This is a genomic window from Streptomyces cyaneochromogenes, assembly GCF_003963535.1.
GTDB lineage: Bacteria > Actinomycetota > Actinomycetes > Streptomycetales > Streptomycetaceae > Streptomyces > Streptomyces shaanxiensis.
Genome location: NZ_CP034539.1, coordinates 4,122,262 through 4,146,353, shown reverse-complemented (window position 1 = coordinate 4,146,353; position 24,092 = coordinate 4,122,262). Strand labels below are relative to the sequence as shown.

Sequence of the window (24,092 nt, the reverse complement as noted above, 5' to 3'; positions counted from 1 at the left end):
GCCGACGAATTCGGCGGGGCACCGGGCACAGCGCTGGGCGGTGCGAAGGAGCGGACACCGCTCCTCGACCGGTCATTCCTCGACCGTCAGCCCTTTTCGGAGCCGGATCAGTGTGCGCGACAGCAGCCGCGACACATGCATCTGCGAGATGCCGAGTTCGTCGCCGATCTCCGACTGCGTCATACCCGCGACGAACCTCAGGGAGAGGATCTTCCGGTCCCGGGGCGGGAGTTCGGCGATGAGCGGCTTCAACGACTCGACGTACTCGATGCCTTCGATGCCGTGGTCCTCGTAGCCGATCCGGTCGGCCAGCGCGCCCTCGGCGTCGTCCTCCTCGGGCTGGGCGTCCAGCGACGAGGCGGTGTACGCGTTCGACGCGGCCATGCCCTCGACGACCTCTTCGTTGGTCAGGTCGAGGCGCTCGGCCAGTTCCGCCACCGTCGGGGCGCGGTCCAGCTTCTGGGCCAGCTCGTCGCCGGCCTTGGCCAGGTCGAGCCGGAGCTCCTGCAGCCGGCGCGGTACCCGCACCGACCACGAGGTGTCGCGGAAGAAGCGCTTGATCTCGCCGATGATGGTCGGCATCGCGAAGGTGGGGAACTCCACGCCGCGGCTGAGCTCGAAGCGGTCGATCGCCTTGATCAGGCCGATGGTGCCGACCTGGATGATGTCCTCCATCGGCTCGCTGCGCGAGCGGAAGCGGGAGGCGGCGAACTTGACCAGGGCGAGGTTGAGTTCGACGAGCGTGTTCCGGACGTACGAGTACTCGTGGGTCCCTTCCTCCAGCGACTCCAGCCGTTCGAAGAGAGTCTTCGACAAGGCCCGCGCGTCCACCGGCCCCACCTCGTCATAAGGGGGGATGTCCGGAAGCCCGGCGAGTACGTCGTCCTGCCCGAACTCCTGACCGAAGTCCGGTTCGGGGTGTACGTCGTTGCTCTGCTCGATGGGATCCAGATGTTCCGGTCGGGGTGCCGACGTCGCGTTCTGGGTATGCGATGCGTCGAGCCGGGGTGACATGATGTCCTCCATCGTTCTCGGCATATGGCTGCCGGAGCCTGTGTGTGCACTGCGGTGTGCGGCGCCTCCAAAGCCGGCCGAGTCGGTTACGTGTCTCTACTAGCCCTACCCGCTTTCGGGAGCCCACCGCAAGTGCGCTGTGTTCCGAAATGTCCGTTTCTGGGTGGATGTTCGGGTGTTGGGGGGCGTAGGGAAGGCGTAGTGTTCGAGAGCGTGAGTCAGCAGCCACGACGTCGGGAGTGAGAGACGGCATGGACCGCGGGACCGTCGGCAGCGCACAGTCTGGCCGACTTCTGGTCGAGGTGCGGGAAGAGGGCTCCAGTGCCGTGGTGACCCCGGCAGGTGAGTTGGATCACCACACTGCCGATTTGTTGCGTGAGCCACTCGAGGACTGCCTCGCCAAGGGCTTCAGCCGGCTGGTGGTCGACTGCTCACGGCTCGAGTTCTGTGACTCCACGGGGCTGAACGTACTGCTCGGCGCGCGCCTGAAGGCGGAGGCCGCCGGCGGCGGAGTGCATCTCGCGGGCATGCTGCCCGCCGTTGCGCGCGTGTTCGAGATCACGGGGGCCTCGGCGGTCTTCACGGTCCACGACTCGCTCGACGACGCCCTGGTCGACGAGGCCGACGGGCCGGGCTGACCTCACGGGTCCGACGCCGCATCAGACGTCACATCATTTGTGCCGAATACGGGGGTGTTCCCTCGGCGCGGTCGGGCAGGAGACACCCTGAACCTGTCGGCTGTGATGTCGGCCACCGGGGGGTGGGGACTGTGACCGACGTATCAGGGCAAGGGCCGTGTACAGGCGTACTGACTCTGCGTACTGACTTGTGAATCGTGTGAATGTTGAACTGGTACTGGTATCGGTGAATCGGTGAGGTGAAGCGCTGATGAGCACCACCCGGCCCTTCTCGCCGGGCGACCGCGGCCCTGAGCCCAGCGGCGCTTCCGGGGCGTCGGAAAGGCCCTCTGGCGCGCCCGAGGGGCCCTCAGGGGCGTCCGAGGGGCCCGCGTCGTCCGCCGAGCCGCCCGCGGGGCGGCAGGTCCGGCGGCTGGACTTCGCGGGCCAGAGCGGCGTCGTCCCGCTCGCCCGTGACTTCGCCCGCCAGGCGTTGTACGCGTGGGGCTGGCTGCCCGCCGCCACCGCCGACCAGCGGGCCGCCGCCGAGGACGTGCTGCTCGTCGTCTCCGAGCTGGTCACCAACGCCTGCCTGCACGCCGAGGGACCGGCCGAGATGGCGATCGCCTGCGACAACAAGGTGATCCGCGTCGAGGTCTCCGACCGGGGCACGGGCCAGCCGGCCCCGCGCACCCCGCACCGCGCGGGCCGCCCCGGCGGCCACGGCATGTTCATCGTGCAGCGGCTGTGCCTGGACTGGGGGGTCGTACGGTCGCCGGGGGTCGCGGGCAAGACGGTGTGGGCGGAGCTGGGAGCACCGGCCTAGGGCCGCCCGCCACCGCCGTACCGAAAAATCGGTTCCGTGCCGCTGACGTGCTGCTCTACGCTCTCCGGCAACGCGCTGACGGAGACAAGTAGCCGGGGCCGCACGGGCCCGGGTGAATCCACTCCCGAGTGCGGGGAGGAAATGCCCCGCCGGCCGGCCCCCGTCATCGGGCCACAACGAGACCGTCGTACGGCCGTGAGTCTTCGTACGTACGACGGTGAAGGCGTGGTGGCACCGCGAGCACCCTCTCGCCCACGCCCCGAGGGACCCACCCCGGGGCGGTGTGTGCCGTTCCGGCAGAACTGGACGGAGCGCGCACCATGCTCGACGTCACCCTCATCCGAAACCACCCCGACCAGGTCCGCGACGGCCTGCGCAAACGCGGCGTGGACGCCGACATCCCGGCCTTCCTCGCCCTGGACACCGAGTTCCGCGAGGCCCGTACCGCCGTGGAGCGGCTGCGCGGCGAGCGGCGGCGGATCTCGGCCGAGGTCGCCGTACGACACCGTACGGACGCCCCCGCGGACGAGCTCCGGGCCGAGGCCAAGGCCCTGACCGACCGCCTCACCGAGGCCGAGGCCGGCCTCGCTCGACTCGCCGCCCGACACCAGGAGTTCCTCGACGCCCTGCCCAACCTGCCCGACGACGACGTGCCGATGGGCGGCAAGGAGAACAACCAGGTCGTACGGAGCGTGGGCGCCCCGCCCGCCTTCGGCTTCGCCGCGAAGGACCACGTCCGGCTCGCCCAGGAGCTGGGCCTCGTCGACTACGAGCGGGGAACGCGCCTGGCCGGCAACGGCCACTGGGTCTACCGGGGCGAGGGCGCCGCCCTGGAGTGGGCGCTGCTCAACCACTTCCTGGACGCCCATCGCCGGGCGGGCTACGAGTTCGTGCTGCCGCCGCATCTGCTGACGTACGAAGCGGGCTATACGGCGGGCCAGTTCCCGAAGTTCGCCGACGAGGTCTTCCGCATGGGCGAGCACTTCCTCCTGCCCACCGCCGAGACCGCTCTGGTCAACCTCCACCGCGGCGAGACCCTCGACGAGGCCGAGCTCCCGCGCAAGTACGTCGCCTACACGCCCTGTTACCGCAAGGAGAGCGGCAGCCACCGCACGGCGGACCGCGGGACGCTGCGCGGCCACCAGTTCAACAAGGTGGAGTTGTTCCAGTTCGTCCGGCCCGAGGACTCGGACGCCGCCCACCTCGAACTCCTGGCCCGGGCGGAGGAGCTGGTGGCCGGACTGGGCCTGCATCACCGGGTCACCCACCTCGCCGCCGGGGACACCAGCGCCGCCCAGGCCAGGACGTACGACGTGGAGGTCTGGCTGCCCAGCCTGGGCGCGTACGCCGAGGTCAGCTCGGTGTCGAACGCCCGCGCCTACCAGGCCCGGCGCGGCGGTATCCGGTACCGCCCGGCCGGCGGGGGCAAGGCGGAGTACGTCCACACCCTCAACGCCTCGGGGCTGGCCACCAGCCGCCTGCTGCCCGCGATCCTGGAGCAGCACCAGCGGGCGGACGGGACGGTGGCCGTGCCGGAGGTGTTGCGACGGTGGGGGCTGCCCGAGGTGCTGGGCCCGGCCTGACCCCGTGTTACCCAGGGTCACCCTGAGGGGGTCGCTCTCCACCCGAACCCCTTCGCGCGCACGCCGGATCGCCACAACTCCGGCGTGCGCCGTGTCTTCCTTCCTCAAGGCCCCGGGCGTACCTTGACGGCCGATCTGATGTGCCGTCAGGAATGAGGGGACCGTGTCGAAGCAGAAGCGAACCGCCGCGCTCGCGACCGCCGCGGCCCTGGCCGGATCGGCGGTGCTGATGGCCGCCCCCGCGGCCCGGGCCGAGGTCGTCGACGTCAACTACGCCTGCAAGACGCCGATCGGCGACAAGAGCGCCGTCTCGCCCATCGACATCAAGGGAGTCAAGAGCGGCAGCGGCTACAAGATCACCATGTCGTGGCAGAAGGGCGTCTCGTCCAGCCCGGTCGAGCTGGGCAAGGGCGCGATGAACCCGAGCGCCACCATCAAGCTGGGCGGCGCCGACAGCGGCACCCTGTCGGTGACGGGCCCCGCCAACCAGGAGGCGATTCCCGCCAACACCCCCATCAAGATCAACGACCTCACGGGCACGTACACCCCGAAGAAGACCGGCAAGGTCACCTTCACGGCGGCCGTGCTCACCATCAAGGCCCTCGGTACGACGACCACGTGCACGCCCACCAACAGCCCCGGACCGTCGCTCACCCTCGACGTGACCACGGTGGGCGGTGGAGGCGGCGGCGGAACCCAGAGCGGCTCCGGCTCCGGCTCCGAGCTCCCGCAGACCGGCCCCGAGGACTCGGCGATCGCCCTGGGCACCCTCGGCGGCACGGTCCTGCTGGCGGGCGCGGCGGGTGCGCTGTGGCTGACGCGGAGGGGACAGACGGTACGTCGCTGACCGGTTTTCGTCAGACTGCAGGAGCCGCCGATGTCGTCAGCCGCCCGTGTCCTGTGCCTGTCCCTGCTGCTTCTGCTCGCGGTGTGCCCTGCCGCCACGGCCGCCGAGCGGTGGTCCCTCGCGCCCTCGGGCGGTGGACGACCGTCCTTCTACGGCGAGGGTCCGGCGGGGACGGTCCTCGAGGACGCGGTGTCCGTGACCAACCGGAGCGGCACGCCGGTCACGGTCCGTCTGCGCGGCGCCGGTGTCACGTTCAAGGACGGCACCGTGCGCGTCCCCGCCCGCACCCGCGCCGACGTTCCCTTCACGGTGACCGTCCCGACCGCCGACCGAGCCGTCGAGATCGTGGCCCGCGACACGGACGGCGACGAACGGCGGGTGCGGGTGCAGCTCCGTGTCACCGTCCCGGAGCTGTCGGCGCTGACCGTCGAGCGGGTGCGGGTGAGCGGCGACCGTATCGCGTACGAGCTGGTCAACCGCGGTACGACGCCCATCGCCCCGAGGCTGGCCGTCCGGGCCGACGGTGTCTTCGGCCGCGTCCTCGACAGGGCCCCGCGCGATCTCCCCGTCGAGCTGCCCCCGGGCAGCAGGACGAAGCTCGACGAGCCGTGGCCGGACCGGCCGGCGCTCGACGCGGTCGACGTGCGGCTGACGGTGACGGCGGCGGGCGGAGTGCGCGACACGGCTGAGGCGTCCGCGCGGTTCGTGCCGTGGGGCGCGGTGACCGGGGTCGCGGGGTGCGCGGGGGCGGCGCTGGGCGCCTGGCTGGTCGTACGACATCGAAGGCGGCGCAGGCCATACGACGGAGAGGTCGCCGAGGTCGAACGGCCGGACAGGCAAGCAGAGTTGACGGGAGCAGGGGCGTGAACGGCAGGGTGCGAATGGCTGTGCTGCCGACCGTGGCGGCCGTGCTGGCGCTGCTGCTGGCTCCGGCCCCTGCCGCGGCCGCCGATCCGCCCGCCGTGAAGCTCTCCAAGTCGCAGGCGGGGACGGGTGGTTCGATCACCGTGACCGGCAGCGGCTGGCGGTCGAAGGCGCTGCTGATGATCCTCATCTGCGGCCAGTCCGTGCCGTCGACCGGCGTGAGCGGCGGCACCAACTCCTGCGCCAACGCGGACGGCAGGGCCGTGACGACGGATGCCGAGGGGCGGTTCAGCCGGAAGCTGCCGGTGGCCGAGCCGCCGGTGCCGTGCCCGTGCGTCGTGCACGTGGCGACGGTGACCGGGGCGAAGGCCGAGGCCGACGCGATCTTCCAGGTGGCCGGGCACGCGGTCGAGCCGCTGCCCGCGGAGGCGGCGGGCGGCAGACTGTCGGTCCTCACGGACACCCGCCTCGACGGCTCCGGCTCCCTGCTGACCTGGTTCGGCGCACCGCCGGCACGGAGGCTGGTGTTCACCGTCGGCAATGTCGGCACGTCGCCGGTGAAGAACCCGGTCTTCCAGGTCGGCACCTCCCACGGCGTGTTCGCCCCTCAGTGGGAGGAACAGCAGTGGCGCGGCACGATCCAGCCGGGCAAGAAGGCGCGGATCGAACTGCCGGTGGAGCTCACCGCCGGAGCGCACGGCGACTACACGGTCTCCCTGAAGTACGGCGGCAAGGTGATGGCCGAACAGCCCTGGGGCGTGGGCCGGCCCTGGGGCGTGACGCTGTTCTGGGTGCTGGTCTGCCTGGTCGTACCGGCGGCTCTGTTCCGCGCCGGGATGGCGGTGGTGGACCGGGTACGGCCGCGGCAGACGTCCCGCCGCCGCGGTCTTCGCATGCCCGAAGTGGCCCTGCGCATCCCGGGGCTGAGGCCCCGGCAAGAAGCGAGGCACGCCTCGCCCGCTCCCTCGACCCTGCCGTGGTTCACCCCGGACAACGACCCGGGCGCGGCCGGTCGGCTCTCCGCACCGCACGACGACAGCCCGACGAGTCCTACGACTCCCCTCAGGAAAGGACCCCCGTGAGCATGCGAAGGAGAGTCACACCGGCACGACCCCGGAGAGGGGCGGCGGCGGGCGCCGCCCTGATGCTCGGCGGCGCGGGCATCCTGCTCGGCGTCGCCGCCGCGCCCGCGCAGGCGGCCGGGGTGGCGTACGCGACCGAGTGCATCCCGCCCGCCATCTCCGGGCTGCCGCCGGTCCAGGGCACCACCAAGGTGGAGATCACCGCGCCCGCCGAGGCGAAGGTCGGCGACGAGGTGGAGGTCGTCTGGAAGTTCGTGCAGGCGGCGTCCAAGAACCCGAACATCCTCGACCTGGAGCAGAACACGGTCCAGCCGACCGGCACCCTGAAGGCCGCCGGTGCGCAGACGGCGGACATCGCGATGCAGGGGCCGCGCGAGAACCCGCCGATCCCCAAGAACAGCGACATGAAGCTGTCCGACATGAAGGGCAAGCTGAAGCTGACGGCGCCGGGCGAGGTGACCCTGACGCCGGGCGCGTACAACATCAACGTCAACAAGCCGATCTCCACGGACACCAAGTGCACGCCGAAGGAGACGGTGCAGAAGGCGGCGACGATCAAGGTGACGGACGGCGGCGGGGGCCCGGGCGGTACGACGGGCGGGTTGCCGACGGTCGTACCGACGCTGCCGACGGGTGTGCCGACCGATCTGCCCACCGGGCTGCCGACAGGGTCGTCGAGCCCGACTCCGACTCCGTCGCCGAGTGAGAGCGAGACGGGCGGGGACGCCGGCGGATCGAGCACCGGTGGGGGCGGTGACGGCGGCCAGAGCGACTTCACGGGCAAGGAGGTCCAGGTCCCGTACGAGTGCAAGACGCCCATCGGTGACAAGGAGGCGACCTCGCCGGTCCAGATCAACGCCAAGAAGAACGGCGGGAGCTTCGACCTCACGGTCCAGTTCAAGAAGTCGGTGATGGACAGCCCCGCCGACATCCCCAAGGACTCGGTCAAGCCGTCGATGGAGGTCGTCCTGGGCGGCGCGGACAAGGGCACGGTCCACGTCGAGGGCCCGACCAACTCCGAGGACATCAAGGCGGGCGAGCCGATCGAGATCCCGGACCTCACGGGCACGTACAAGCCGGGCGCGAGCGGGGAGTCGACGCTGTCGCCGGGCGTGCTGACGATCGAGGCCCTCGGTACGACGACGACGTGCACGCCGGCCAAGACGGAGGTGTCGTTGACGCTGGATACCACCGAGCAGGCGAGTGGGGCTGCCGGTGGCGGTTCGGCCGGCGGTTCCGCGGGTGGTTCGTCCACGGACGGCGGCTTGGCGGCGACCGGCGCTGAGGACCACGGTTCTCTGAAGGCCTTGGGGTTGGTGGCAGGGACGGCGCTGCTGCTGGGTGGTGCGGTCTTCACGTTCATGCCCGGGCGTCGTCTGCGGTAGTGCCGGGAAGGGGCGTCGGGTGTCTGCGGGTCCGTTGTGGCTGGTCGCGCAGTTCCCCGCGCCCCTTAGGGACGTTGCCGCTGCCGTCAGTCGGTCAGTGGTCCAGACGTTGATGTGAGCGCATCATCACGTTGGCGTCGGCCACCGCGCTGTAGTCGAACGCGGTCCGCGCCGCCGCCCGCCGTGCCGCGAGGTCCCGGCAGGACTCGCAGCCGGCCACGGGGGCGGGTGAGCGGCTCACGTCGAACGAGGGCTTCGTCCGGGGCGGCTGCTCGGTCACCGCGTACACCCCCGTCCGAGGCTCCAGTGCTCCCTCAACTCCCGTTCGCAGGCGCTGGCTTCGGCGGTCCGGCCCGCCTCCCTCGCCGCGTCCCGCTGGGCCGTTAACGCCCCGCACACATCACAGGTGGGCGGGGGAGGGGGCGCCGCCGCCCAGGCCGCACGCGTGGTCACGCGGACCACCGCGCGAGCGCCGACTCCATCGCCCGCAGCACGGAGGGCGTCGGCCGCGCCCAGCCGCCGCGCGGCGTCCAGGTGGCGGCGGACGGGCGGACCGGACGCGTGCGGCGCGGGAGGCGGGGGAGCGTCGTGGGCGTGATCATGGCTGACTCCTTCAGGGGCGATTCGGGGGAACGCCTGTGCTGTACGCATCCGCTGGATTACGGTGCGTGTTCAGGTGCAGATACGAGCATGCCGTGCCCGGGACGCGAAATGGCTGTTGAGACGCGCTAGTTCCACGCTCGGTACGCCAAATTCCACAAATTCCACAGCCGGGCGGATGGGGAGGAACGGTTGCCGCAGCGACGGACGGTGACGAGTCGCAGTCACGAGCCGCGATTGAGGTACGCGGAGGAGGTACGGAGGCTGCGCGAGGGGAGAGGGCTCACCCTGCGGGAGCTCGCTGACCAGTTGGGCTGGGACTGGTCGACCCTGGGGAAGCTGGAGCGGGGCCAGACGCTGGGGAGCCCTGAGGTGGCGCAGGCGCTGGACGAGTTCTACGGGACGCCGGGGTTGTTGCTGGCGTTGTGGGAGCTGGCGGTGGGGGATCCGACGCAGTTCAAGGAGCAGTACCGGAGGTACATGCTGCTGGAGGCCGAGGCGGTGAGGCTGTGGCACTTCGGTGTGAGCATTCTGCCGGGCGTGCTCCAGACGGACGGCTACGCGAGTGAGGTGCTCGCGACGGGCGGCATCGAGGGCGGACAGCTTGCTCAGCAAGTGGAGGCTCGTGTCGGCCGCCGCGCGTTGCTGGTGGGTGAGGACGCGCCGACGTTCCGCACCATCCTGTCCGAGGCCGTACTACGCACGCTGTTGAGGGAAACCGGAGCCTGGCGGGAGCAGCTTGAACACCTTGCGGAAATGGCCGAGCGCCCGAACGTCACCATTCAGGTGCTGCCTCTGGGTGCCGGTATGCACGGCTTGGTCAGCACCGACGTCATGTTCCTGTGGTTGCCCGACGGGCGAACGGTCGCCTACACCGAGACCGCCTACCACGGTGAACTGATCGAGAAGAACGGGGAGGTTGAGCGGCTGCTACGTGCGTACGATTCGATGCGCGACCTGGCGCTGTCACCGGCCGAGTCGCTGAAGTTCATCGGGCAGATGCTGGAGGAAGCACCGTGCGATCCATCGACCTGAACGGCGTGACGTGGCGCAAGAGCAGCTACAGCAACCCGGACGGCGGCCAGTGCCTCGAAGTCGCCGACAACCTCCCCACCCCCCTCATCCCGGTCCGCGACTCCAAGAACCCCCAAGGCCCCGCCCTGATCCTCCCGGCGACGGCCTGGGCCTCCTTCGTCACGGCCGTACGACGCAACGAACTGCCGAACTGACCTGACCTGACCCGCAAAAAGCCGAAGGCCGCCGCACCAACCCAAGGTGCGACGGCCTCCGTCCGTTCAGCCCAGCCGCAGGCGCCTAGCGGACGTTGCCCATCAGTGCGCGGATCTTGCGGCCGGCGATCATGAAGGCCAGGCCGGCGGCCACGGCGATGACGGCCCACAGGCTGTAGTAGAGCGCGTCACCCAGCGGAGCGTTGAGCTTGGTGGTCCAGCCGTTGAGGGCGTTGCCCGTCGCGACGGCCAGGAACCACAGGCCCATGATCTGGCCCACGAACTGCTTCGGCGCGAGCTTCGTCGACAGGGACAGGCCCACCGGGGAGAGGCACATCTCGCCGAGGGTCTGCGCGAGGTAGACGCTCAGCAGCCAGAAGACGGTGACCTTGCCCGTGTCGCTGTTCGCGGCGGCCGCGCCGGCCAGGCCCATGATGCCGAACGAGCCACCGATGAGGAGCATCGCCAGGGCGAACTTCATGGGCGTGCTGGGCTCACGGTTGCGCTTCGCCAGCCTGACCCACAGGGCGGCGAAGATCGGGGCGAGCACGATGACCATGGCCGGGTTCACCGACTGGTACCAGGACGCCGGGAACTCCCAGCCGCCGATCATGCGGTCGGTCTTGGTGTCCGCGAAGATCGTCAGCAGCGAGCCGGACTGGTCGTAGATCATCCAGAACAGCACGGCGGTGGCGAAGAACCAGGCGAAGGCCTTGATCTTGGGCTTGTCCTCGGTGGCCAGGGCCGGGCTGCGGTACATCGTCACGAAGTAGACGATCGGGACCACGATGCCGAGGACCGCGAGCACGTTGACGATGTGCTCGATGTCGTACGTGCCCAGCGCGATGTCCGCGACCAGCGCGACGACGGCGATGCCGCCCCACAGCGCGACCTTGCGCAGCGCGGTGCGCTTCTCCTCCGGGGAGGCAGGGGTGCCGGGCTCCTTGCCGATGTCGCCGAGGTGGCGGCCGCCGAGGACGTACTGGATGACGGCGAGGGTCATACCGACACCGGCGACGCCGAAGCCGAGGTGCCAGTTGACGTTCTCGCCGAGGTAGCCGACGACCAGCGGGGCGGCCATGCCGCCGATGTTGATCGCCATGTAGAAGAGCGTGAAGCCGGCGTCGCGGCGGGCGCTGGACTGGCCCTCGTAGAGGCCGCCGACCATCGCGGAGATGTTCGGCTTCAGCAGGCCGGTGCCGATCGCGATCAGGCCGAGACCGCAGAAGAAGGCGATGTCCGAGGGGATCGCCAGCGTGAAGTGGCCGGCGGCGATGACGATGCCGCCGACGAGCACGGCCTTGCGTGCGCCCCAGAGGCGGTCCGCGACCCAGCCGCCGGGCATGGCGGCCATGTACACGACCGCGTTGTACACGCCGTAGATCGCGGCGGCCAGGGCTTCCCGGTCCTCCAGGGGGCCGTCGAGGACGGCCGCGATCAAGTAGAGGGTGAGGATGGCGCGCATTCCGTACCAGGAAAAGCGCTCCCACATCTCCGTCATGAAGAGCGTGGCCATACCGCGGGGGTGGCCGAAGAAGGTCTTCTCGGAGCCGGGGGTGCCCGGGGAGGCCGAGTCCTTCGTCAGGCTGGACGCCATGGTCGATCCTTGCTGGTCGGGACGCGCATCGACGTTGGGGGTCACGCGCCCGGTGGGGGGCGGCCGGCTCCGGCGGGTTCGGCCGCCCGGCCACAACACATTCCTCGGATCCTTGATCCGCAACACGGCCCGCACACAAAAGAGACCCCCGGCGTCAAGTGCGCCGAAGGTCCCCGCAGTGCTACGGGCGTAGATTCACCATACGTCAGGACACTGCCGGAAATGGAAGGACTTGAGACTGGGATCACAGGTGTCGAGGGAACCGCGGACGCCCATTCCAAGGTCCTTTCCAGGATCGCACCTCGTAGGCATAGGTCTGTACCACAGCGGGTGAAGGTAAGAGACGGGCCCGAGAGCGGTAAGAATCAAGGGCTCCGATCACACCCCGGCTCTTGTCATGGGCGGACTACCATCAGCTCATGACCCGAGTACTGCTCGCCGAGGACGACGCGTCCATTTCGGAGCCGCTGGCCCGCGCACTGCGCCGGGAAGGGTACGAGGTCGAGGTACGCGAGGACGGCCCCTCCGCGCTCGACGCCGGAAATCAGGGCGGTATCGACCTGGTCGTGCTGGACCTCGGCCTGCCCGGCATGGACGGCCTGGAGGTCGCCCGTCGGTTGCGTGCCGAGGGCCACACCGTGCCGATCCTCATCCTGACCGCGCGTGCCGACGAGGTGGACACCGTCGTCGGTCTGGACGCGGGCGCCGACGACTACGTCACCAAGCCGTTCCGGCTCGCCGAGCTGCTCGCCCGCGTGCGGGCCCTGCTGCGGCGCGGGGCGGCCGAGCCGCAGCAGCCGCCGGCCACGCACGGGGTGCGCATCGACGTCGAGTCGCACCGGGCGTGGATGGGGGAGGAGGAACTCCAGCTCACGGCGAAGGAGTTCGACCTGCTGCGGGTGCTGGTGCGGGACGCCGGGCGGGTGGTCACCCGGGACCAGCTGATGCGCGAGGTCTGGGACACGACCTGGTGGTCGTCGACCAAGACGCTCGACATGCACATCTCCTGGCTGCGCAAGAAGCTCGGCGACGACGCGGCGAACCCCCGCTACATCGCCACGGTGCGCGGCGTGGGCTTCCGCTTCGAGAAATCCTGAGCCCCTGAGCCCCCGATCCCTGAGCCCCCGAGCCCCCGAGCCTCCGCGCTCCCGCGCCGCCACAAGTCACGTCACCCAGCCGTACCGGTCACCACGCCGCACGGTAACCACGCAGTACAGGTGAGTAAGAGGACATGCGCCGCCGACTGATCCAGTCCACTCTCGCCGTCGTTCTCGTCGTCATCGCCGTTTTCGGCGTGTCGCTCGTCATCGTCGAGACGCGGACCATCACCAGCACCGCTCAGGAGCGGGTGGACACCGAGGCGGTCCGGCTGGTCAGCATCGTGGACAGCCGGCTGCTCGGGGACGAGACCGTGGACGCTTCCGTGCTGCGCGAGCAGATCCAGGGGGATCGTTACGCCGAGATCCGGATCCCGGGCAAGCCGGTGATCGAGGTGGGCACCAGGCCGACCGGTGACGTCATCAGCGCCCGTGAGACGGGCGAGGAGGGCGAGACCGTCACCGTGCAGGAGCCGCGGTCGTCGGTGACCCGGGAGGTCGGCCGTACGCTGCTGATCATCGGGGCGGTGGCGCTGCTCGCGGTGATCGCGGCGGTCCTGCTGGCGGTGCGCCAGGCGAACCGGCTGGCCTCGCCGCTGACCGACCTCGCGGAGACGGCGGAACGTCTCGGCTCGGGGGATCCCCGCCCCCGGCACAAGCGGTACGGCGTCCCGGAGCTGGACCGTGTGGCCGACGTCCTCGACTCCTCCGCCGAGCGCATCGCGCGCATGCTCACGGCGGAGCGGCGGCTGGCCGCGGACGCCTCCCACCAGCTCCGCACGCCGCTCACGGCACTCTCGATGCGCCTGGAGGAGATCACCCTCACCGATGATCCCGACACGGTGAAGGACGAGGCGACGATCGCCCTGACGCAGGTGGAACGCCTCACGGACGTCGTCGAACGCCTCCTCACCAACTCCCGCGACCCGCGCAACGGCTCCGCCGTCACCTTCGACCTCGACGAGGTCATCCAGCAGCAGCTGGCGGAGTGGCGGCCGGCGTACCGCAGCGCGGGGCGGGCGATCGTCACCTCGGGCAAGCGGCACCTGGAGGCCGTAGGGACGCCCGGCGCGGTCGCGCAGGTCCTCGCCGCGCTGATCGAGAACTCGCTCATGCACGGCGGCGGCACGGTGGCGCTGCGTACCCGCGTCACCGGCAACCAGGCGGTCATCGAGGTCACCGACGAGGGGCCCGGCATCCCCGCCGACCTCGGCGCCCGCATCTTCGAGCGCGCCATCAGCGGCCGCAATTCCACGGGCATCGGCCTCGCGGTGGCCCGCGACCTGGCGGAGGCGGACGGCGGCCGCCTGGAGATGCTCCAGGCGAAGCCGCCGGTCATCGCCCTGTTCCTGTCCCGCACTCCACCGGCGAAGAAGGCGGCGGAGGAGTCGGGGGCGACGGTCAGGTAGGGGTTTCGTTTCTCGCCGGACCAGGCAAACTCAGCCCGTCCGGCGTTTGAGGACGAGGCCCTTCGGGCCGAAGCGGGGGTCTGGGGGCCGCAGGCCCCCAGGGACGGGAAGGGTAGGGGCGGCGGGGGCGAAAACCGTCTCAGCCGACCCGCTGCTTCACTCGCTGCTCCGCCCGCTGCCGCCGCGGCTCCAGGAACGATTCCGCGCCGGAGGCAGCCGCCGCCTTCTCCTTCTCCGAAGGAAGGGCGCGAAACACCCACGTCCGGTACGACCAGAACCGGAACAGCGTCGCGACCCCGATGCCGAGGAACTTGAAGACGTTGCTCTGCAGCGGGCTGTCCCAGCCGAAGCCGTACGTCGCCGCGTACAGCACACCGTTCTCGATCACCAGGCCGACCGCGCTGAACAGCAGGAACAGACCCAGTTCCTTCGTACGGCGACCCTTGTCGCGCTCGCGGTACGTGAAGTACCGGTAGCCGATGTAATTCGTGAGAGTCGCGACCAGCGTCGCGATCACGCTCGCCCGCACCACCTGGAGGTCGGTCACATGCCGCACCAGGTTGAACACGAGGAAGTTGACCAGGACCCCCGATCCTCCCACCGCCCCGAACTTGGCGAGCTCACGCATCAGCCGGTCGAAGCGCTGCCGGACGGCACTCTGAGGTACCGGAGGCGCCGCATGAAGCCCCGAGGAACCACGTCCCATGGTCGTGAAGGCTCCTGTCGGTCGATTCGTCGGACGGTTTCGTCAACCCAGCCATGCTAACCACCCCCCTCCGTGATTGCCTGTGCGCCGGCTCATAGGTCGGGAAGAGACCCGGAAAACTCCGGTAAGAGGGGCACTCCGGTCGGCCGATACCCTAGGCACGTGACGTTCCCGGTAGTCGGCATGGTCGGCGGGGGCCAGCTCGCTCGTATGACACACGAGGCAGGCATCCCGCTGGGCATCAGGTTCAAGCTCCTCAGTGACACCCCACAGGATTCCGCGGCGCAGGTCGTCAGCGATGTCGTCATCGGCGACTATCGCGACCTGGACACGCTGCGCGAGTTCGCGCGCGGTTGCGATGTGATCACCTTCGATCACGAACACGTACCCACAGAGCACCTCAGGGCTCTGGAGGCGGACGGCATCCCCGTCCGCCCGGGCCCCGACGCACTCGTGCACGCCCAGGACAAGGGGGTGATGCGCGCAAAGCTCGACGCGATCGGCGTCCCGTGCCCACGGCACCGGATCGTCGCCGATCCGGACGACGTGGCGGCCTTCGCCGCCGAGCTCGAAAGGGGCGGGCACGAAGTGCCCTCCGGCAAGGGCGGTGGTGGGCGACGGGCGGGCGGTTTCCCGGTCGTCCTGAAGACGGTCCGCGGCGGCTACGACGGCAAGGGCGTGTGGGTCGTCGACTCCGTCGAGGAGGCCGCCGAACCGTTCCGCGCCGGCGTCCCGGTCCTCGCCGAGGAGAAGGTCGACTACGTACGCGAACTCGCGGCGAACGTCGTCCGCTCCCCGCACGGCCAGGCGGTCGCGTACCCCGTCGTCGAGTCCCAGCAGGTGGCCGGCGTCTGCGACACCGTCATCGCGCCCGCCCCCGACCTCGACGAGACGCTCGCCCTGAAGGCCGAGGAGATGGCCCTGACCATCGCCAAGGAACTCGGCGTCGTCGGCCACCTCGCCGTCGAGCTGTTCCAGACCCGCGACGGCCGCATCCTCGTCAACGAGCTGGCGATGCGCCCCCACAACTCGGGCCACTGGACCCAGGACGGGGCCATGACCTCGCAGTTCGCCAACCACGTCCGGGCCGTCCTCGACCTCCCCCTCGGCGACCCGCGCCCGCGCGCCAGGTGGACGGTCATGGTCAACGTCCTCGGCGGCGACTACCCGGACATGTACTCCGCGTACCTGCACTGCATGGCCCGCGACCCCCAGCTCAAGATCCACATGTACGGCAAGGACGTGAAGCCGGGCCGCAAGGTGGGCCACGTCAACACCTACGGCGACGACCTCGACGACGTGCTGGAGCGCGCACGTCACGCAGCCGGCTACCTGAAGGGCACGATCACCGAATGAGTACCGCTGCCGGCCCCGTCGTGGGCATCGTCATGGGGTCCGACTCCGACTGGCCCGTCATGGAGGCCGCCGCCCAGGCCCTCGACGAGTTCGAGATCGAGTACGAGGTCGACGTCGTCTCCGCGCACCGCATGCCGCGCGAGATGGTCACGTACGGCGAGCAGGCGGCCGAGCGCGGCCTGAAGGTGATCATCGCCGGGGCCGGGGGCGCCGCCCACCTCCCCGGCATGCTCGCCTCGGTCACGCCGCTGCCGGTCATCGGCGTCCCGGTGCCGCTGAAGTACCTCGACGGCATGGACTCGCTGCTCTCCATCGTGCAGATGCCGGCCGGCGTGCCCGTGGCCACCGTCTCGGTCGCCGGCGCCCGCAACGCCGGTCTGCTCGCCGCCCGCATCCTCGCCGCCCACGACGAGGACCTGCAGCAGCGGATGCGGGAGTTCCAGCAGGACCTGAACGACCAGGCCACCGAGAAGGGCAAGCGTCTGCGCGCCAAGGTAGAGGGATCGGGCGGCTTCGGCTTCGGCACGGGGAAGTGACGACGATGACCTCTGTGGAGGCAGCCCGGGAACTCCTGCGCGAGTTCCCCGTCGTCGACGGCCACAACGACCTCCCGTGGGCCCTGCGCGAGCAGGTCCGCTACGACCTCGACGCCCGCGACATCGCCGGCGACCAGGCCGCCCATCTGCACACCGACATCCCCCGCCTGCGCGCGGGCGGCGTGGGCGCGCAGTTCTGGTCGGTGTTCGTGCGGTCGGACTACGCCGGTGACAAGGCGGTCAGCGCCACCCTCGAACAGATCGACTGCGTACGGCAGTTGCTGGCGCGCTACCCGGCCGACCTGCGCCGCGCGCTGACGGCGGCGGACATGGAGGCGGCCCGCGCGGAGGGCCGTATCGCCTCCCTGATGGGCGCCGAGGGCGGCCACTCGATCGCCAACTCCCTCGCCACGCTGCGGGCGCTGTACACGCTCGGCGTCCGCTACATGACCCTCACCCACAACGACAACATCGCGTGGGCGGACTCGGCGACGGACGAGCCGGGCGTGGGCGGACTGTCCGCCTTCGGCCGCGAGGTGGTCCGGGAGATGAACCGCGAGGGCATGCTCGTGGACCTCTCGCACGTGGCGCCCTCGACGATGCGTGACGCGCTCGACACCACCATCGCCCCGGTGATCTTCTCCCACTCGTCCTCGCGCGCGGTGTGCGACCACCCGCGCAACATCCCGGACGACGTCCTGGAGCGCCTGCCCGGCAACGGCGGCGTCGCGATGGTGACCTTCGTGCCGAAGTTCGTGCTGCAGGCGGCGGTCGACTGGACGGCCGCGGCCGACGACAACATGCGCGCCCACGGCTTCCACCACCTCGACACGACCGCCGAGGCGATGAAGGTGCACCGCGCCTTCGAGGAGAGCAACCCGCGCCCGATCGCCACGGCGTCCACGGTCGCCGACCACCTGGACCACATGCGCGAGGTCGTCGGCGTCGACCACCTCGGCATCGGCGGCGACTACGACGGCACGGCGTTCACCCCCGACGGCCTCAGCGACGTCACCGGCTACCCCAACCTGCTCGCCGAACTGCTGGACCGCGGCTGGTCCAAGCCCGACCTGGCCAAGCTGACCTGGCAGAACGCGGTGCGGGTCCTGGGCGCGGCGGAGGACGTGGCGCGCGACCTTCAGGCGACGCGGGGTCCGTCCAACGCGACCATCGAGGCACTGGACGGCTGATCGTCGAGGGCGGGGTAGTCGGTGTAGCCGGTCGCCCCGCCCGTGTACATCAGGTACCGGTCCCGCACCGGGTTGAGCGGCGCCCCGACCGCCAGCCGTCGCACCAGGTCGGGGTTGGCCAGGAACGGCCGCCCCAGGGCGATCAGATCGGCGCCGGCCGCCAGCAGCCGGTCCGACTCGTCGCCGATCGCCTCGGCGGACAGCTCCGGCAGTACGGGGTTGGCGATGAGGGTCCCCGGCCAGGAGGCACGGATCCGCTGGAACAGCGGGTCGTCCGGGTCGGCGTACACGATGTGCAGATACGCGAGCCCCAGCCCGCCCAGCGCCTCGACCAGCGCCGGGTAGAGCGCGTCGGTGTCGGTCTCCGCGATGCCGTTGACGGTGTTCCGGGGCGAGATCCGTACGCCCACCCGCTCCGGTCCGATCGCGGCGGCCACCGCCTCGGTCACCTCCCGCACGAACCGGATCCGCCCGCCCACCGGGCCGCCGTACGCATCGCCGCGGCGATTGGTGTTGCCGGCCAGGAACTGGTGGAGGAGATGGCCGTTGGCCGAGTGCACCTCCACACCCTCGAAACCGGCGTCGATCGCATTGCGGGCGGCGGTGGCGAAGTCGGCGACGGTGGCGCGGATGTCGTCGACGGTCATCTCCTGCGGGACTACGGCGGGGCGGTGCCCGTCGGGCGTGAAGATCGTCTCCGGGAGCGGCAGAGGCGAGGGCGAGACCGGGGTCAGCCCGCTGGTGGCGGGGTGGCCGACCCGGCCGCCGTGCTGGAGCTGGAGGAACATCGGGCCGCCACCGGCCGCCCGCACGGCCTCAGTGACCTGCCGCCAGCCGGACACGTGCGAGGGCGTGTGGATCGCGGTGATGTTCGGATACGTCTGCCCGACCGCGTTCGGCGTCGAGGCCTCGGCGATGATCAGCCCGGCCGAGGCGCGCTGGGCGTAGTACCTCGCCATGAGCGGCGTCGGGGTGCCGTCGGCCTCCGCCCGGTTCCTGGTCAGCGGGGCCATCACCAGATGGTTGGGAAGTTCGAGCCGGCCCAGCCGGGCTGGTGCCAGAAAGCCCTTTGTCTGCGTCATGCCCGTACGCTAGAACCTGACATCAGTGTCAGATTCAAGCCCGTGAACCCTCGGAGGTTTCGGATGCGGATCGGTGAACTCGCCCGGCGCACCGGCGTGAGCGAGCGGTCGCTGCGCTACTACGAGACCCAGGGGCTGCTGCCCGCCGCGCGCACCCCGGGCGGGCACCGCGACTACCCGGAGGCGGCCGTCGACCGGGTCATCCGGATCCAGGAGCTGTTCGCCGCCGGACTGCACAGCAACCGGATCGCGCAGCTGCTGCCCTGCATGCGGGACACCGACGGCGGCCCCTCCGCCGTCGCCACGCCCCGGCTGGTCGAGGACCTCACCGCCGAACGTGACCGTATCGACCGCTTGATCGCCGACCTCGTGCGCTCCCGGGACACCCTGGACGGGGTGATCGAGGCGGCCCGGGAACGCTGACGGCCGCCCTCTACCCCCGAAGGCGCCTCTCCACGCGGATCGCCGGGCCTCACCCCCGAACGGACCGTCCACCAGGAAGCCGCTCCGGGTCCGTGCGACGGTGACGTTACTGCTGATCAGGGCACCGATCACGTACGGAGACCGCCATGGCCGACCTCAAGGACGAACTGGACACCAGCCCCGAGGTCGGCGAACTCGACGACCTGCCCGACCCGCTGCCCGGCGGCCGGTCCGCGTCCGTCTCCGGCCCGGCCGACGGCACCGGCAGCGACCTCCTCGACCGTGCCCACGTCCTGCTCGCCGCCCACCCCGTGGCCGACGGCTACAGCGGACTGCCGTGGGCGCTGCGTCACCTGCCCTGGTTCGACCTGGAGCTCGGCGAGAGCGCCGTCGACACGGACATACCGCGGATGCGCGAAGGTCACGTCGGCGCGCTGTTCTGGGCGCTGCACCTGCCCGAGTCACTGGACGGGGACCAGGCGGTCAGTGCCACGCTGGACCAGCTGGACCTGGTGAAGACCGTCGTACGGTCCCACCCCGACGGCCTGCGCCTCGCCTGCACCCCCGGACCGATCACCGACGCCCGCCACAGCGGCCGCATCGCCGTCCTGCCCGGACCCGCCGGGGCCGCCGCCCTCGGTGACTCGCTCGGCATCCTGCGCTCCCTGCACGGGCTCGGACTGCGCGCCCTCACGCTGTCCGGCACGTCCTGGGCGAGCGAGGCGGGGATGACCCGGTTCGGCGAGGAGGTGCTGCGCGAGATGAACCGGCTCGGGGTGGTGGCCGACCTCTCCGGTGGCTCCGCCGACACCGTCCGCCGTGCCTGCGCGGTCTCCAAGGCTCCGGTCCTGTGCGCCCGCTCCGCCGCCCGCGCCCTGCGCCCCCACCCCGCCAACCTCCCCGACGACCTGCTCACCGACCTGGGCGCCGTCAAGGGCGTGTGCATGGTGCCGCTGACCGCCGAGCAGACCGGGCCGTCCGTACGGGACGTCGCCGACCACCTCGACCACGTCCGTGCGGTCGCGGGCCCGGAGTGCGTCGGCCTCTCCGGCACCTACGACGCCGGCACCGCCCACCCCCAGGACCTCGCCGACGCCTCCCGCTACCCCCACCTCATCGCCGAACTGCTGCGCCGGGGCTGGTCCGAGGCCGACATCGCGCTGCTGACCTGGGGCAACGTTCAGCGGGTGCTGCGCGAGGCCGACTTCACGGCGCGGGAGGCGCAGCGGCGGCGGGAGCCGTCGACGGCGAAGATCGCGGATTTCGACGGCTGATCAGGGGCTGATCAGGGGCTGATCAGGAGGGCAACCGGGGCTGCTCAGGGGCGCTCGATCAGGCAGAGGCAGAAGGGGTGGCCCGCGGGGTCGGCGTACACCCGCCAGCCCTCCTTGTCCTCCGCCTGCAGCAGCCGCGCGCCCAGCGCCAGCACCTTCTCCTGGGCCGCCTCGACCTCCTCCCAGGTGGACCCGGCGTCGAAGTCGAGGTGGAACTGCTGCGAGTTGCGGTCGGCGCGCGGCCACTCCGGCGGGGTGTACCCGGGCGCCGGCTGGAAGGCGAGCCGTGGCCCGTCCGGCAGCTGGAGCACGACCCATTCGGGGTCGTCGTCCTCCGGCGTACCGCCCGCGACATCGGCGTAGAAGCGGGCCAGGGCGCGCGGGTCGGGGCAGTCGATGGCGACGGTACGCAGGCGTGCCACGGGGGCCATGGGTGGTTCCTCCGGCGGTCGAGGTGTGAGACGTGTGATCAGCGCTGGTGTGATCAGCAGGCGCACAGGCAGAACGGGTGCCCCGCCGGATCCGCGTAAACCCGGAAGCTCCGCGAGCGGTCCTCGGTGTCCAGCGGCCTCGCGCCCAGGGCCAGGATCTCCTTCTCGGCCGCGTCCAGGTCCTCGACGGTCAGGTCCAGATGGAACTGCTGCGAGTGGTCGGGCGCGGGCCACTTCGGCGGTACGAAACCGGGCGCGGCCTGGAACGCCAGCGACTGTCCGCCGGACACCTTCAGGTCCACCCAGTCGCCCTCGCCCTCGACGCTGCCGCCGAGCACGCGGGCGTAGAAGTCGGCGAGGGCGCGGGGGTCGGGACAGTCCAGGACGACGACGCCCAGTTCGGCGATGGCCATGACTTCCTCCTCGAAGTCTCGGTTACCTGCAACACGCTGCAACAGGTAACTCCGTTACCGCATGGTCCCGCATTGGCGGTAACGTCGCAAGGGGACAGTCGGAGGTAGCGTGCAGCCATGAGTGAGAGATCGCCCGCGCCCGGGGGCCTGGAGCTGGTCCAGTCCCTGGTCAACACGCTGGACATCGAGTCGGGGGCCGACTCGCTGGACACCGTGGAAGGGCGGGCGCGGTTCGGGGTGGCCGAGGCGGATCTGGCGGGGGTGCGGGAACTGCGGGAGTCGCTGCGGGTGGCGTTGCTCGCGCATGCGGGGCATGTGCCGCATCGGGTGGTGACGCCGTTGGGTGACTTGCTGGCGGCGGCTCCGTTGCTCGTCCGGGTCGACGCGGGTGGCTCCGCCGTGCTGGGGGCGGTCGATGAGGTTCCGCTTGCTTCCCGGGTCGCGGCGGCGATAGCCCAGGCCCTGGTGGAGGGCACCTGGATGCGGCTGAAGGCCTGTGAGGCGGTCGACTGCCACTGGGCGTACTACGACCGGAGTCCGGCGGGGCGGGGGCGGTGGTGCTCCATGCAGGTGTGTGGGGCGCGGGCGAAGATGCGGCGGTATCGGGCGAAGTAGTTGATCGTCTGCTGCGCCGTGGGGGCTGGTCGCGCGGTTCCCCGCGCCCCTGAGAGAAAGGGCGTCGTTGCTGGGCCTGCGTGGCCTCGGCGAGGGTGAGGATACGGCGGCGTACCGGTAACGGGCCGCAGAGGGCGGTGAGTTCGACCAGTGAGCGGCCGGGGGCACCTTGTAGTGGCCGGGCAGCGGCAGCCAGGGGGCGGCCGAGCCGGGGGCGCCGGGAGGGGTCGGTTCGGTGAAGAGGGTGACGGTTGTCATCCCGGTCTCCTTGGAAAGCGGTTCCGTCAAAGCGGCGGTGACGGGGACAATGGGGGGAGCGCCGGTCCGGCCGACTGAGCCTCGGCCGGACCGGCGTCCGTCCACGTACGTCTGGCGCGCAGCGCGTCGCGCAGGCCGCCGAGTGGGCCGTACGCGCCGGTGCCGATGCCGAAGTCCAGCCTGCCGGAGGAGGCGTGTCCGTCCTCCTCGTCGATGACCGACCAGAGTGGCGAGCGAATTCCGCAGGGCTACGCGTCCGTCAAAGGGCTGAATTCCCCTACCGGAAAGGCCCTTTTCTCAGGCCGTCGGCCGCCCCATCGCCCGATAGGTCCAACCGGCCTTCCGCCACACCGCCGGATCGAGCGCATTACGCCCGTCCAGAACGACCCGCGCCGCCGCGACCTCACCGAGTTCCGCCGGGTCAAGCTCGCGGAATTCCCGCCATTCCGTCAGATGCAGTACGACATCGGCGCCCCGCACCGCCTCGACCGCGCTGTCGGCATAGCCGAGGGTCGGGAAGAGACGACGGGCGTTCTCCATGCCCTTGGGGTCGTAGACCGTGACCTGGCCGCCCTGGAGGTGGATCTGGCCGGCGACGTTCAGCGCGGGCGAGTCCCGTACGTCGTCGGAGTCGGGCTTGAAGGTGGCGCCGAGCACCGCGACCCGCTTGCCGAGGAACGGTCCGCCGCCCAGCGCCTGCCTCGCGAGCTCCACCATCTGCCCGCGCTGGCGCATGTTGATGGAGTCGATCTCGCGCAGGAAGGTCAGCGCCTGGTCGGCGCCCAGCTCGCCGGCGCGGGCCATGAAGGCCCGGATGTCCTTGGGCAGGCAGCCGCCGCCGAATCCGATCCCGGCCCGCAGGAACTTCCTTCCGATCCGGTCGTCGTACCCGATGGCCTCCGCGAGCTTGGCGACATCGCCGCCGGCGGCCTCGCACACCTCGGCCATCGCGTTGATGAAGGAGATCTTGGTGGCGAGGAAGGAGTTGGCGGAGGTCTTCACCAGCTCGGCGGTGGGGAAGTCGGTGACGACGAACGGGGAGCCGTCGGCGATCGGGGTCGTGTACACCTCGCGCAGCAGCTTCTCGGCCCGCTCGCTGCGCACACCGACCACGATCCGGTCCGGGTGCAGCGTGTCGTCGACCGCGAAGCCCTCACGCAGGAACTCCGGGTTCCAGGCCAGCTCGGCGTCCGCGCCGGCCGGTGCGTGCTCGGCGAGGTAGGAGGCGAGGCGGTCGGCGGAGCCGACGGGGACGGTGGACTTGCCGACGACGAGGGCGGGACCGGTGAGGTGCGGGGCGAGGGACTCGAAGGCGCGGTCGACGTACGACATGTCACAGGCGTACTCGCCATGCCGCTGAGGCGTGTTCACGCACACGAAGTGCACATCGCCGAACTCGCCGACCTCGGCGAAGTCCATGGTGAACCGGAGCCGCCCGGTGGACCCCTCGATGCCGGCGACGTGCTTGCGCAGCAGTTCCTCGAGTCCCGGCTCGTACATCGGGACCTCGCCGCGCCGGAGCATCTCGATCTTCTCGGGCACCACGTCCAGCCCCAGTACCTCGAACCCCAGCTCGGCCATGGCGGCGGCGTGCGTCGCGCCGAGATAGCCGGTGCCGATCACGGTGATCTTCAGGGCCATGGGGACTCCAGAAACGG

General features: G+C 70.7%; 26 protein-coding genes. 17 read left to right on the top strand and 9 right to left on the bottom strand.

The window, feature by feature from the left end:
* Nucleotides 1-72 precede the first annotated feature (72 nt).
* Nucleotides 73-1,026, bottom strand: a complete 954-nt coding sequence (locus EJ357_RS18485) for an RNA polymerase sigma factor SigF (protein ID WP_126392725.1) — start codon at nucleotides 1,024-1,026, stop codon at nucleotides 73-75.
* A 239-nt stretch (nucleotides 1,027-1,265) separates the two neighbouring features.
* On the opposite strand from EJ357_RS18485, the gene EJ357_RS18480 reads away from it, so the two are divergent.
* The 7 genes from EJ357_RS18480 to EJ357_RS18450 all read left to right on the top strand — a co-directional run bounded on the left by EJ357_RS18480 (nucleotide 1,266) and on the right by EJ357_RS18450 (nucleotide 8,218).
* A complete protein-coding gene (locus tag EJ357_RS18480) occupies nucleotides 1,266-1,652 on the top strand; it encodes an STAS domain-containing protein (RefSeq protein WP_126392724.1) in 387 nt (128 codons plus the stop codon).
* Between the two features lie 250 nt (nucleotides 1,653-1,902).
* Entirely contained in the window at nucleotides 1,903-2,457 is a 555-nt protein-coding gene (locus EJ357_RS18475) for an ATP-binding protein (RefSeq protein ID WP_126392723.1), read from the top strand.
* A gap of 320 nt (nucleotides 2,458-2,777) precedes the next feature.
* Nucleotides 2,778-4,040, top strand: a complete 1,263-nt coding sequence (gene serS / locus EJ357_RS18470) for a serine--tRNA ligase (RefSeq protein ID WP_126392722.1) — start codon at nucleotides 2,778-2,780, stop codon at nucleotides 4,038-4,040.
* Nucleotides 4,041-4,203: 163 nt separating this feature from the next.
* Complete coding sequence (locus EJ357_RS18465) at nucleotides 4,204-4,887, top strand: LPXTG cell wall anchor domain-containing protein (RefSeq protein ID WP_126392721.1); 684 nt, start codon at nucleotides 4,204-4,206, stop codon at nucleotides 4,885-4,887.
* 30 nt (nucleotides 4,888-4,917) lie between these two features.
* A complete protein-coding gene (locus EJ357_RS18460; protein WP_126392720.1) occupies nucleotides 4,918-5,754 on the top strand; it encodes a hypothetical protein in 837 nt (278 codons plus the stop codon).
* Between the two features lie 14 nt (nucleotides 5,755-5,768).
* Nucleotides 5,769-6,833, top strand: a complete 1,065-nt coding sequence (locus tag EJ357_RS18455; protein ID WP_126392719.1) for a hypothetical protein — start codon at nucleotides 5,769-5,771, stop codon at nucleotides 6,831-6,833.
* A 2-nt stretch (nucleotides 6,834-6,835) separates the two neighbouring features.
* The gene (locus EJ357_RS18450; RefSeq protein ID WP_407698496.1) at nucleotides 6,836-8,218 is read left to right on the top strand and encodes a hypothetical protein; all 1,383 of its coding nucleotides are present in this window, start codon (nucleotides 6,836-6,838) and stop codon (nucleotides 8,216-8,218) included.
* A 94-nt stretch (nucleotides 8,219-8,312) separates the two neighbouring features.
* Here EJ357_RS18450 and EJ357_RS18445 read toward each other — a convergent pair whose 3' ends face one another.
* Together EJ357_RS18445 and EJ357_RS48330 are read right to left on the bottom strand one after the other, a co-directional pair.
* Nucleotides 8,313-8,498 carry a hypothetical protein gene (locus tag EJ357_RS18445; RefSeq protein ID WP_126392718.1) on the bottom strand — a complete coding sequence of 62 codons (186 nt, stop codon included), beginning with the start codon at nucleotides 8,496-8,498 and terminating at the stop codon, nucleotides 8,313-8,315.
* A gap of 169 nt (nucleotides 8,499-8,667) precedes the next feature.
* On the bottom strand, nucleotides 8,668-8,820 hold the full coding sequence (locus EJ357_RS48330; protein ID WP_175647433.1) for a hypothetical protein: 153 nt from the start codon (nucleotides 8,818-8,820) through the stop codon (nucleotides 8,668-8,670).
* A gap of 190 nt (nucleotides 8,821-9,010) precedes the next feature.
* On the opposite strand from EJ357_RS48330, the gene EJ357_RS18435 reads away from it, so the two are divergent.
* Nucleotides 9,011-9,853, top strand: a complete 843-nt coding sequence (locus EJ357_RS18435; RefSeq protein WP_126392716.1) for a helix-turn-helix domain-containing protein — start codon at nucleotides 9,011-9,013, stop codon at nucleotides 9,851-9,853.
* On the top strand, nucleotides 9,835-10,047 hold the full coding sequence (locus EJ357_RS18430; protein ID WP_126392715.1) for a DUF397 domain-containing protein: 213 nt from the start codon (nucleotides 9,835-9,837) through the stop codon (nucleotides 10,045-10,047). The genes EJ357_RS18435 and EJ357_RS18430 overlap by 19 nt, the downstream gene beginning before the upstream one ends.
* Nucleotides 10,048-10,132: 85 nt before the next feature.
* Here EJ357_RS18430 and EJ357_RS18425 read toward each other — a convergent pair whose 3' ends face one another.
* Nucleotides 10,133-11,644, bottom strand: a complete 1,512-nt coding sequence (locus tag EJ357_RS18425; RefSeq protein ID WP_126392714.1) for a peptide MFS transporter — start codon at nucleotides 11,642-11,644, stop codon at nucleotides 10,133-10,135.
* A gap of 419 nt (nucleotides 11,645-12,063) precedes the next feature.
* On the opposite strand from EJ357_RS18425, the gene EJ357_RS18420 reads away from it, so the two are divergent.
* Both EJ357_RS18420 and EJ357_RS18415 read left to right on the top strand, forming a co-directional pair.
* On the top strand, nucleotides 12,064-12,741 hold the full coding sequence (locus EJ357_RS18420; RefSeq protein ID WP_126392713.1) for a response regulator transcription factor: 678 nt from the start codon (nucleotides 12,064-12,066) through the stop codon (nucleotides 12,739-12,741).
* A 134-nt stretch (nucleotides 12,742-12,875) separates the two neighbouring features.
* Nucleotides 12,876-14,150 (top strand): ATP-binding protein, encoded by a 1,275-nt coding sequence (locus EJ357_RS18415; protein WP_126392712.1) that lies wholly within the window; start codon nucleotides 12,876-12,878, stop codon nucleotides 14,148-14,150.
* A gap of 139 nt (nucleotides 14,151-14,289) precedes the next feature.
* Here EJ357_RS18415 and EJ357_RS18410 read toward each other — a convergent pair whose 3' ends face one another.
* Complete coding sequence (locus tag EJ357_RS18410) at nucleotides 14,290-14,856, bottom strand: GtrA family protein (protein WP_126392711.1); 567 nt, start codon at nucleotides 14,854-14,856, stop codon at nucleotides 14,290-14,292.
* A 183-nt stretch (nucleotides 14,857-15,039) separates the two neighbouring features.
* On the opposite strand from EJ357_RS18410, the gene EJ357_RS18405 reads away from it, so the two are divergent.
* From EJ357_RS18405 to EJ357_RS18395, 3 genes are read left to right on the top strand one after another with little or no spacing between them, the layout of a single operon-like run.
* Nucleotides 15,040-16,212: a 5-(carboxyamino)imidazole ribonucleotide synthase gene (locus tag EJ357_RS18405; protein WP_407698522.1), complete on the top strand. Its 1,173-nt coding sequence runs from the start codon at nucleotides 15,040-15,042 to the stop codon at nucleotides 16,210-16,212.
* Nucleotides 16,209-16,748: a 5-(carboxyamino)imidazole ribonucleotide mutase gene (gene purE / locus EJ357_RS18400; protein WP_175647432.1), complete on the top strand. Its 540-nt coding sequence runs from the start codon at nucleotides 16,209-16,211 to the stop codon at nucleotides 16,746-16,748. The genes EJ357_RS18405 and purE overlap by 4 nt, the downstream gene beginning before the upstream one ends.
* Before the next feature lie 5 nt (nucleotides 16,749-16,753).
* Nucleotides 16,754-17,938, top strand: coding sequence for a dipeptidase (locus EJ357_RS18395; RefSeq protein ID WP_126392709.1), 1,185 nt, complete (start codon nucleotides 16,754-16,756; stop codon nucleotides 17,936-17,938).
* Here EJ357_RS18395 and EJ357_RS18390 read toward each other — a convergent pair.
* A complete protein-coding gene (locus EJ357_RS18390; RefSeq protein ID WP_126392708.1) occupies nucleotides 17,887-19,020 on the bottom strand; it encodes an alkene reductase in 1,134 nt (377 codons plus the stop codon). The two genes, EJ357_RS18395 and EJ357_RS18390, sit on opposite strands and share 52 nt — an antisense overlap.
* 63 nt (nucleotides 19,021-19,083) lie before the next feature.
* Between EJ357_RS18390 and EJ357_RS18385 the strand changes: the two genes are divergently transcribed.
* Both EJ357_RS18385 and EJ357_RS18380 read left to right on the top strand, forming a co-directional pair.
* Nucleotides 19,084-19,443 carry a MerR family transcriptional regulator gene (locus EJ357_RS18385; RefSeq protein ID WP_126392707.1) on the top strand — a complete coding sequence of 120 codons (360 nt, stop codon included), beginning with the start codon at nucleotides 19,084-19,086 and terminating at the stop codon, nucleotides 19,441-19,443.
* Nucleotides 19,444-19,589: 146 nt separating this feature from the next.
* Nucleotides 19,590-20,717: a dipeptidase gene (locus EJ357_RS18380; protein ID WP_126392706.1), complete on the top strand. Its 1,128-nt coding sequence runs from the start codon at nucleotides 19,590-19,592 to the stop codon at nucleotides 20,715-20,717.
* 44 nt (nucleotides 20,718-20,761) lie between these two features.
* Here EJ357_RS18380 and EJ357_RS18375 read toward each other — a convergent pair whose 3' ends face one another.
* The gene (locus tag EJ357_RS18375) at nucleotides 20,762-21,148 is read right to left on the bottom strand and encodes a VOC family protein (RefSeq protein WP_126392705.1); all 387 of its coding nucleotides are present in this window, start codon (nucleotides 21,146-21,148) and stop codon (nucleotides 20,762-20,764) included.
* A 53-nt stretch (nucleotides 21,149-21,201) separates the two neighbouring features.
* Nucleotides 21,202-21,561, bottom strand: coding sequence for a VOC family protein (locus EJ357_RS18370; protein ID WP_126392704.1), 360 nt, complete (start codon nucleotides 21,559-21,561; stop codon nucleotides 21,202-21,204).
* Nucleotides 21,562-21,678: 117 nt separating this feature from the next.
* On the opposite strand from EJ357_RS18370, the gene EJ357_RS18365 reads away from it, so the two are divergent.
* The gene (locus EJ357_RS18365) at nucleotides 21,679-22,176 is read left to right on the top strand and encodes a CGNR zinc finger domain-containing protein (RefSeq protein WP_126392703.1); all 498 of its coding nucleotides are present in this window, start codon (nucleotides 21,679-21,681) and stop codon (nucleotides 22,174-22,176) included.
* Between the two features lie 555 nt (nucleotides 22,177-22,731).
* On the opposite strand, the gene EJ357_RS18360 is transcribed toward EJ357_RS18365, so the two are convergent.
* Nucleotides 22,732-24,075 carry a UDP-glucose dehydrogenase family protein gene (locus EJ357_RS18360; RefSeq protein ID WP_126392702.1) on the bottom strand — a complete coding sequence of 448 codons (1,344 nt, stop codon included), beginning with the start codon at nucleotides 24,073-24,075 and terminating at the stop codon, nucleotides 22,732-22,734.
* Nucleotides 24,076-24,092: the final 17 nt, after the last annotated feature.

Bases quoted from the DNA above. Each gene is read 5' to 3' on its own strand.
- purE (WP_175647432.1), top strand. From the start codon at position 16,209: ATGAGTACCGCTGCCGGCCCCGTCGTGGGCATCGTCATGGGGTCCGAC.
- EJ357_RS18425 (WP_126392714.1), bottom strand. From the start codon at position 11,644: ATGGCGTCCAGCCTGACGAAGGACTCGGCCTCCCCGGGCACCCCCGGC.
- EJ357_RS18395 (WP_126392709.1), top strand. From the start codon at position 16,754: ATGACCTCTGTGGAGGCAGCCCGGGAACTCCTGCGCGAGTTCCCCGTC.
- EJ357_RS18375 (WP_126392705.1), bottom strand. From the start codon at position 21,148: ATGGCCCCCGTGGCACGCCTGCGTACCGTCGCCATCGACTGCCCCGAC.
- EJ357_RS18415 (WP_126392712.1), top strand. From the start codon at position 12,876: ATGCGCCGCCGACTGATCCAGTCCACTCTCGCCGTCGTTCTCGTCGTC.
- EJ357_RS18450 (WP_407698496.1), top strand. From the start codon at position 6,836: ATGCGAAGGAGAGTCACACCGGCACGACCCCGGAGAGGGGCGGCGGCG.
- EJ357_RS18475 (WP_126392723.1), top strand. From the start codon at position 1,903: ATGAGCACCACCCGGCCCTTCTCGCCGGGCGACCGCGGCCCTGAGCCC.
- serS (WP_126392722.1), top strand. From the start codon at position 2,778: ATGCTCGACGTCACCCTCATCCGAAACCACCCCGACCAGGTCCGCGAC.
- EJ357_RS18455 (WP_126392719.1), top strand. From the start codon at position 5,769: ATGGCTGTGCTGCCGACCGTGGCGGCCGTGCTGGCGCTGCTGCTGGCT.
- EJ357_RS18385 (WP_126392707.1), top strand. From the start codon at position 19,084: ATGCGGATCGGTGAACTCGCCCGGCGCACCGGCGTGAGCGAGCGGTCG.
- EJ357_RS18485 (WP_126392725.1), bottom strand. From the start codon at position 1,026: ATGGAGGACATCATGTCACCCCGGCTCGACGCATCGCATACCCAGAAC.
- EJ357_RS18380 (WP_126392706.1), top strand. From the start codon at position 19,590: ATGGCCGACCTCAAGGACGAACTGGACACCAGCCCCGAGGTCGGCGAA.
- EJ357_RS18405 (WP_407698522.1), top strand. From the start codon at position 15,040: ATGGTCGGCGGGGGCCAGCTCGCTCGTATGACACACGAGGCAGGCATC.
- EJ357_RS18410 (WP_126392711.1), bottom strand. From the start codon at position 14,856: ATGGGACGTGGTTCCTCGGGGCTTCATGCGGCGCCTCCGGTACCTCAG.
- EJ357_RS18360 (WP_126392702.1), bottom strand. From the start codon at position 24,075: ATGGCCCTGAAGATCACCGTGATCGGCACCGGCTATCTCGGCGCGACG.
- EJ357_RS18480 (WP_126392724.1), top strand. From the start codon at position 1,266: ATGGACCGCGGGACCGTCGGCAGCGCACAGTCTGGCCGACTTCTGGTC.
- EJ357_RS18365 (WP_126392703.1), top strand. From the start codon at position 21,679: ATGAGTGAGAGATCGCCCGCGCCCGGGGGCCTGGAGCTGGTCCAGTCC.
- EJ357_RS18460 (WP_126392720.1), top strand. From the start codon at position 4,918: ATGTCGTCAGCCGCCCGTGTCCTGTGCCTGTCCCTGCTGCTTCTGCTC.
- EJ357_RS18420 (WP_126392713.1), top strand. From the start codon at position 12,064: ATGACCCGAGTACTGCTCGCCGAGGACGACGCGTCCATTTCGGAGCCG.
- EJ357_RS18390 (WP_126392708.1), bottom strand. From the start codon at position 19,020: ATGACGCAGACAAAGGGCTTTCTGGCACCAGCCCGGCTGGGCCGGCTC.
- EJ357_RS48330 (WP_175647433.1), bottom strand. From the start codon at position 8,820: ATGATCACGCCCACGACGCTCCCCCGCCTCCCGCGCCGCACGCGTCCG.
- EJ357_RS18370 (WP_126392704.1), bottom strand. From the start codon at position 21,561: ATGGCCATCGCCGAACTGGGCGTCGTCGTCCTGGACTGTCCCGACCCC.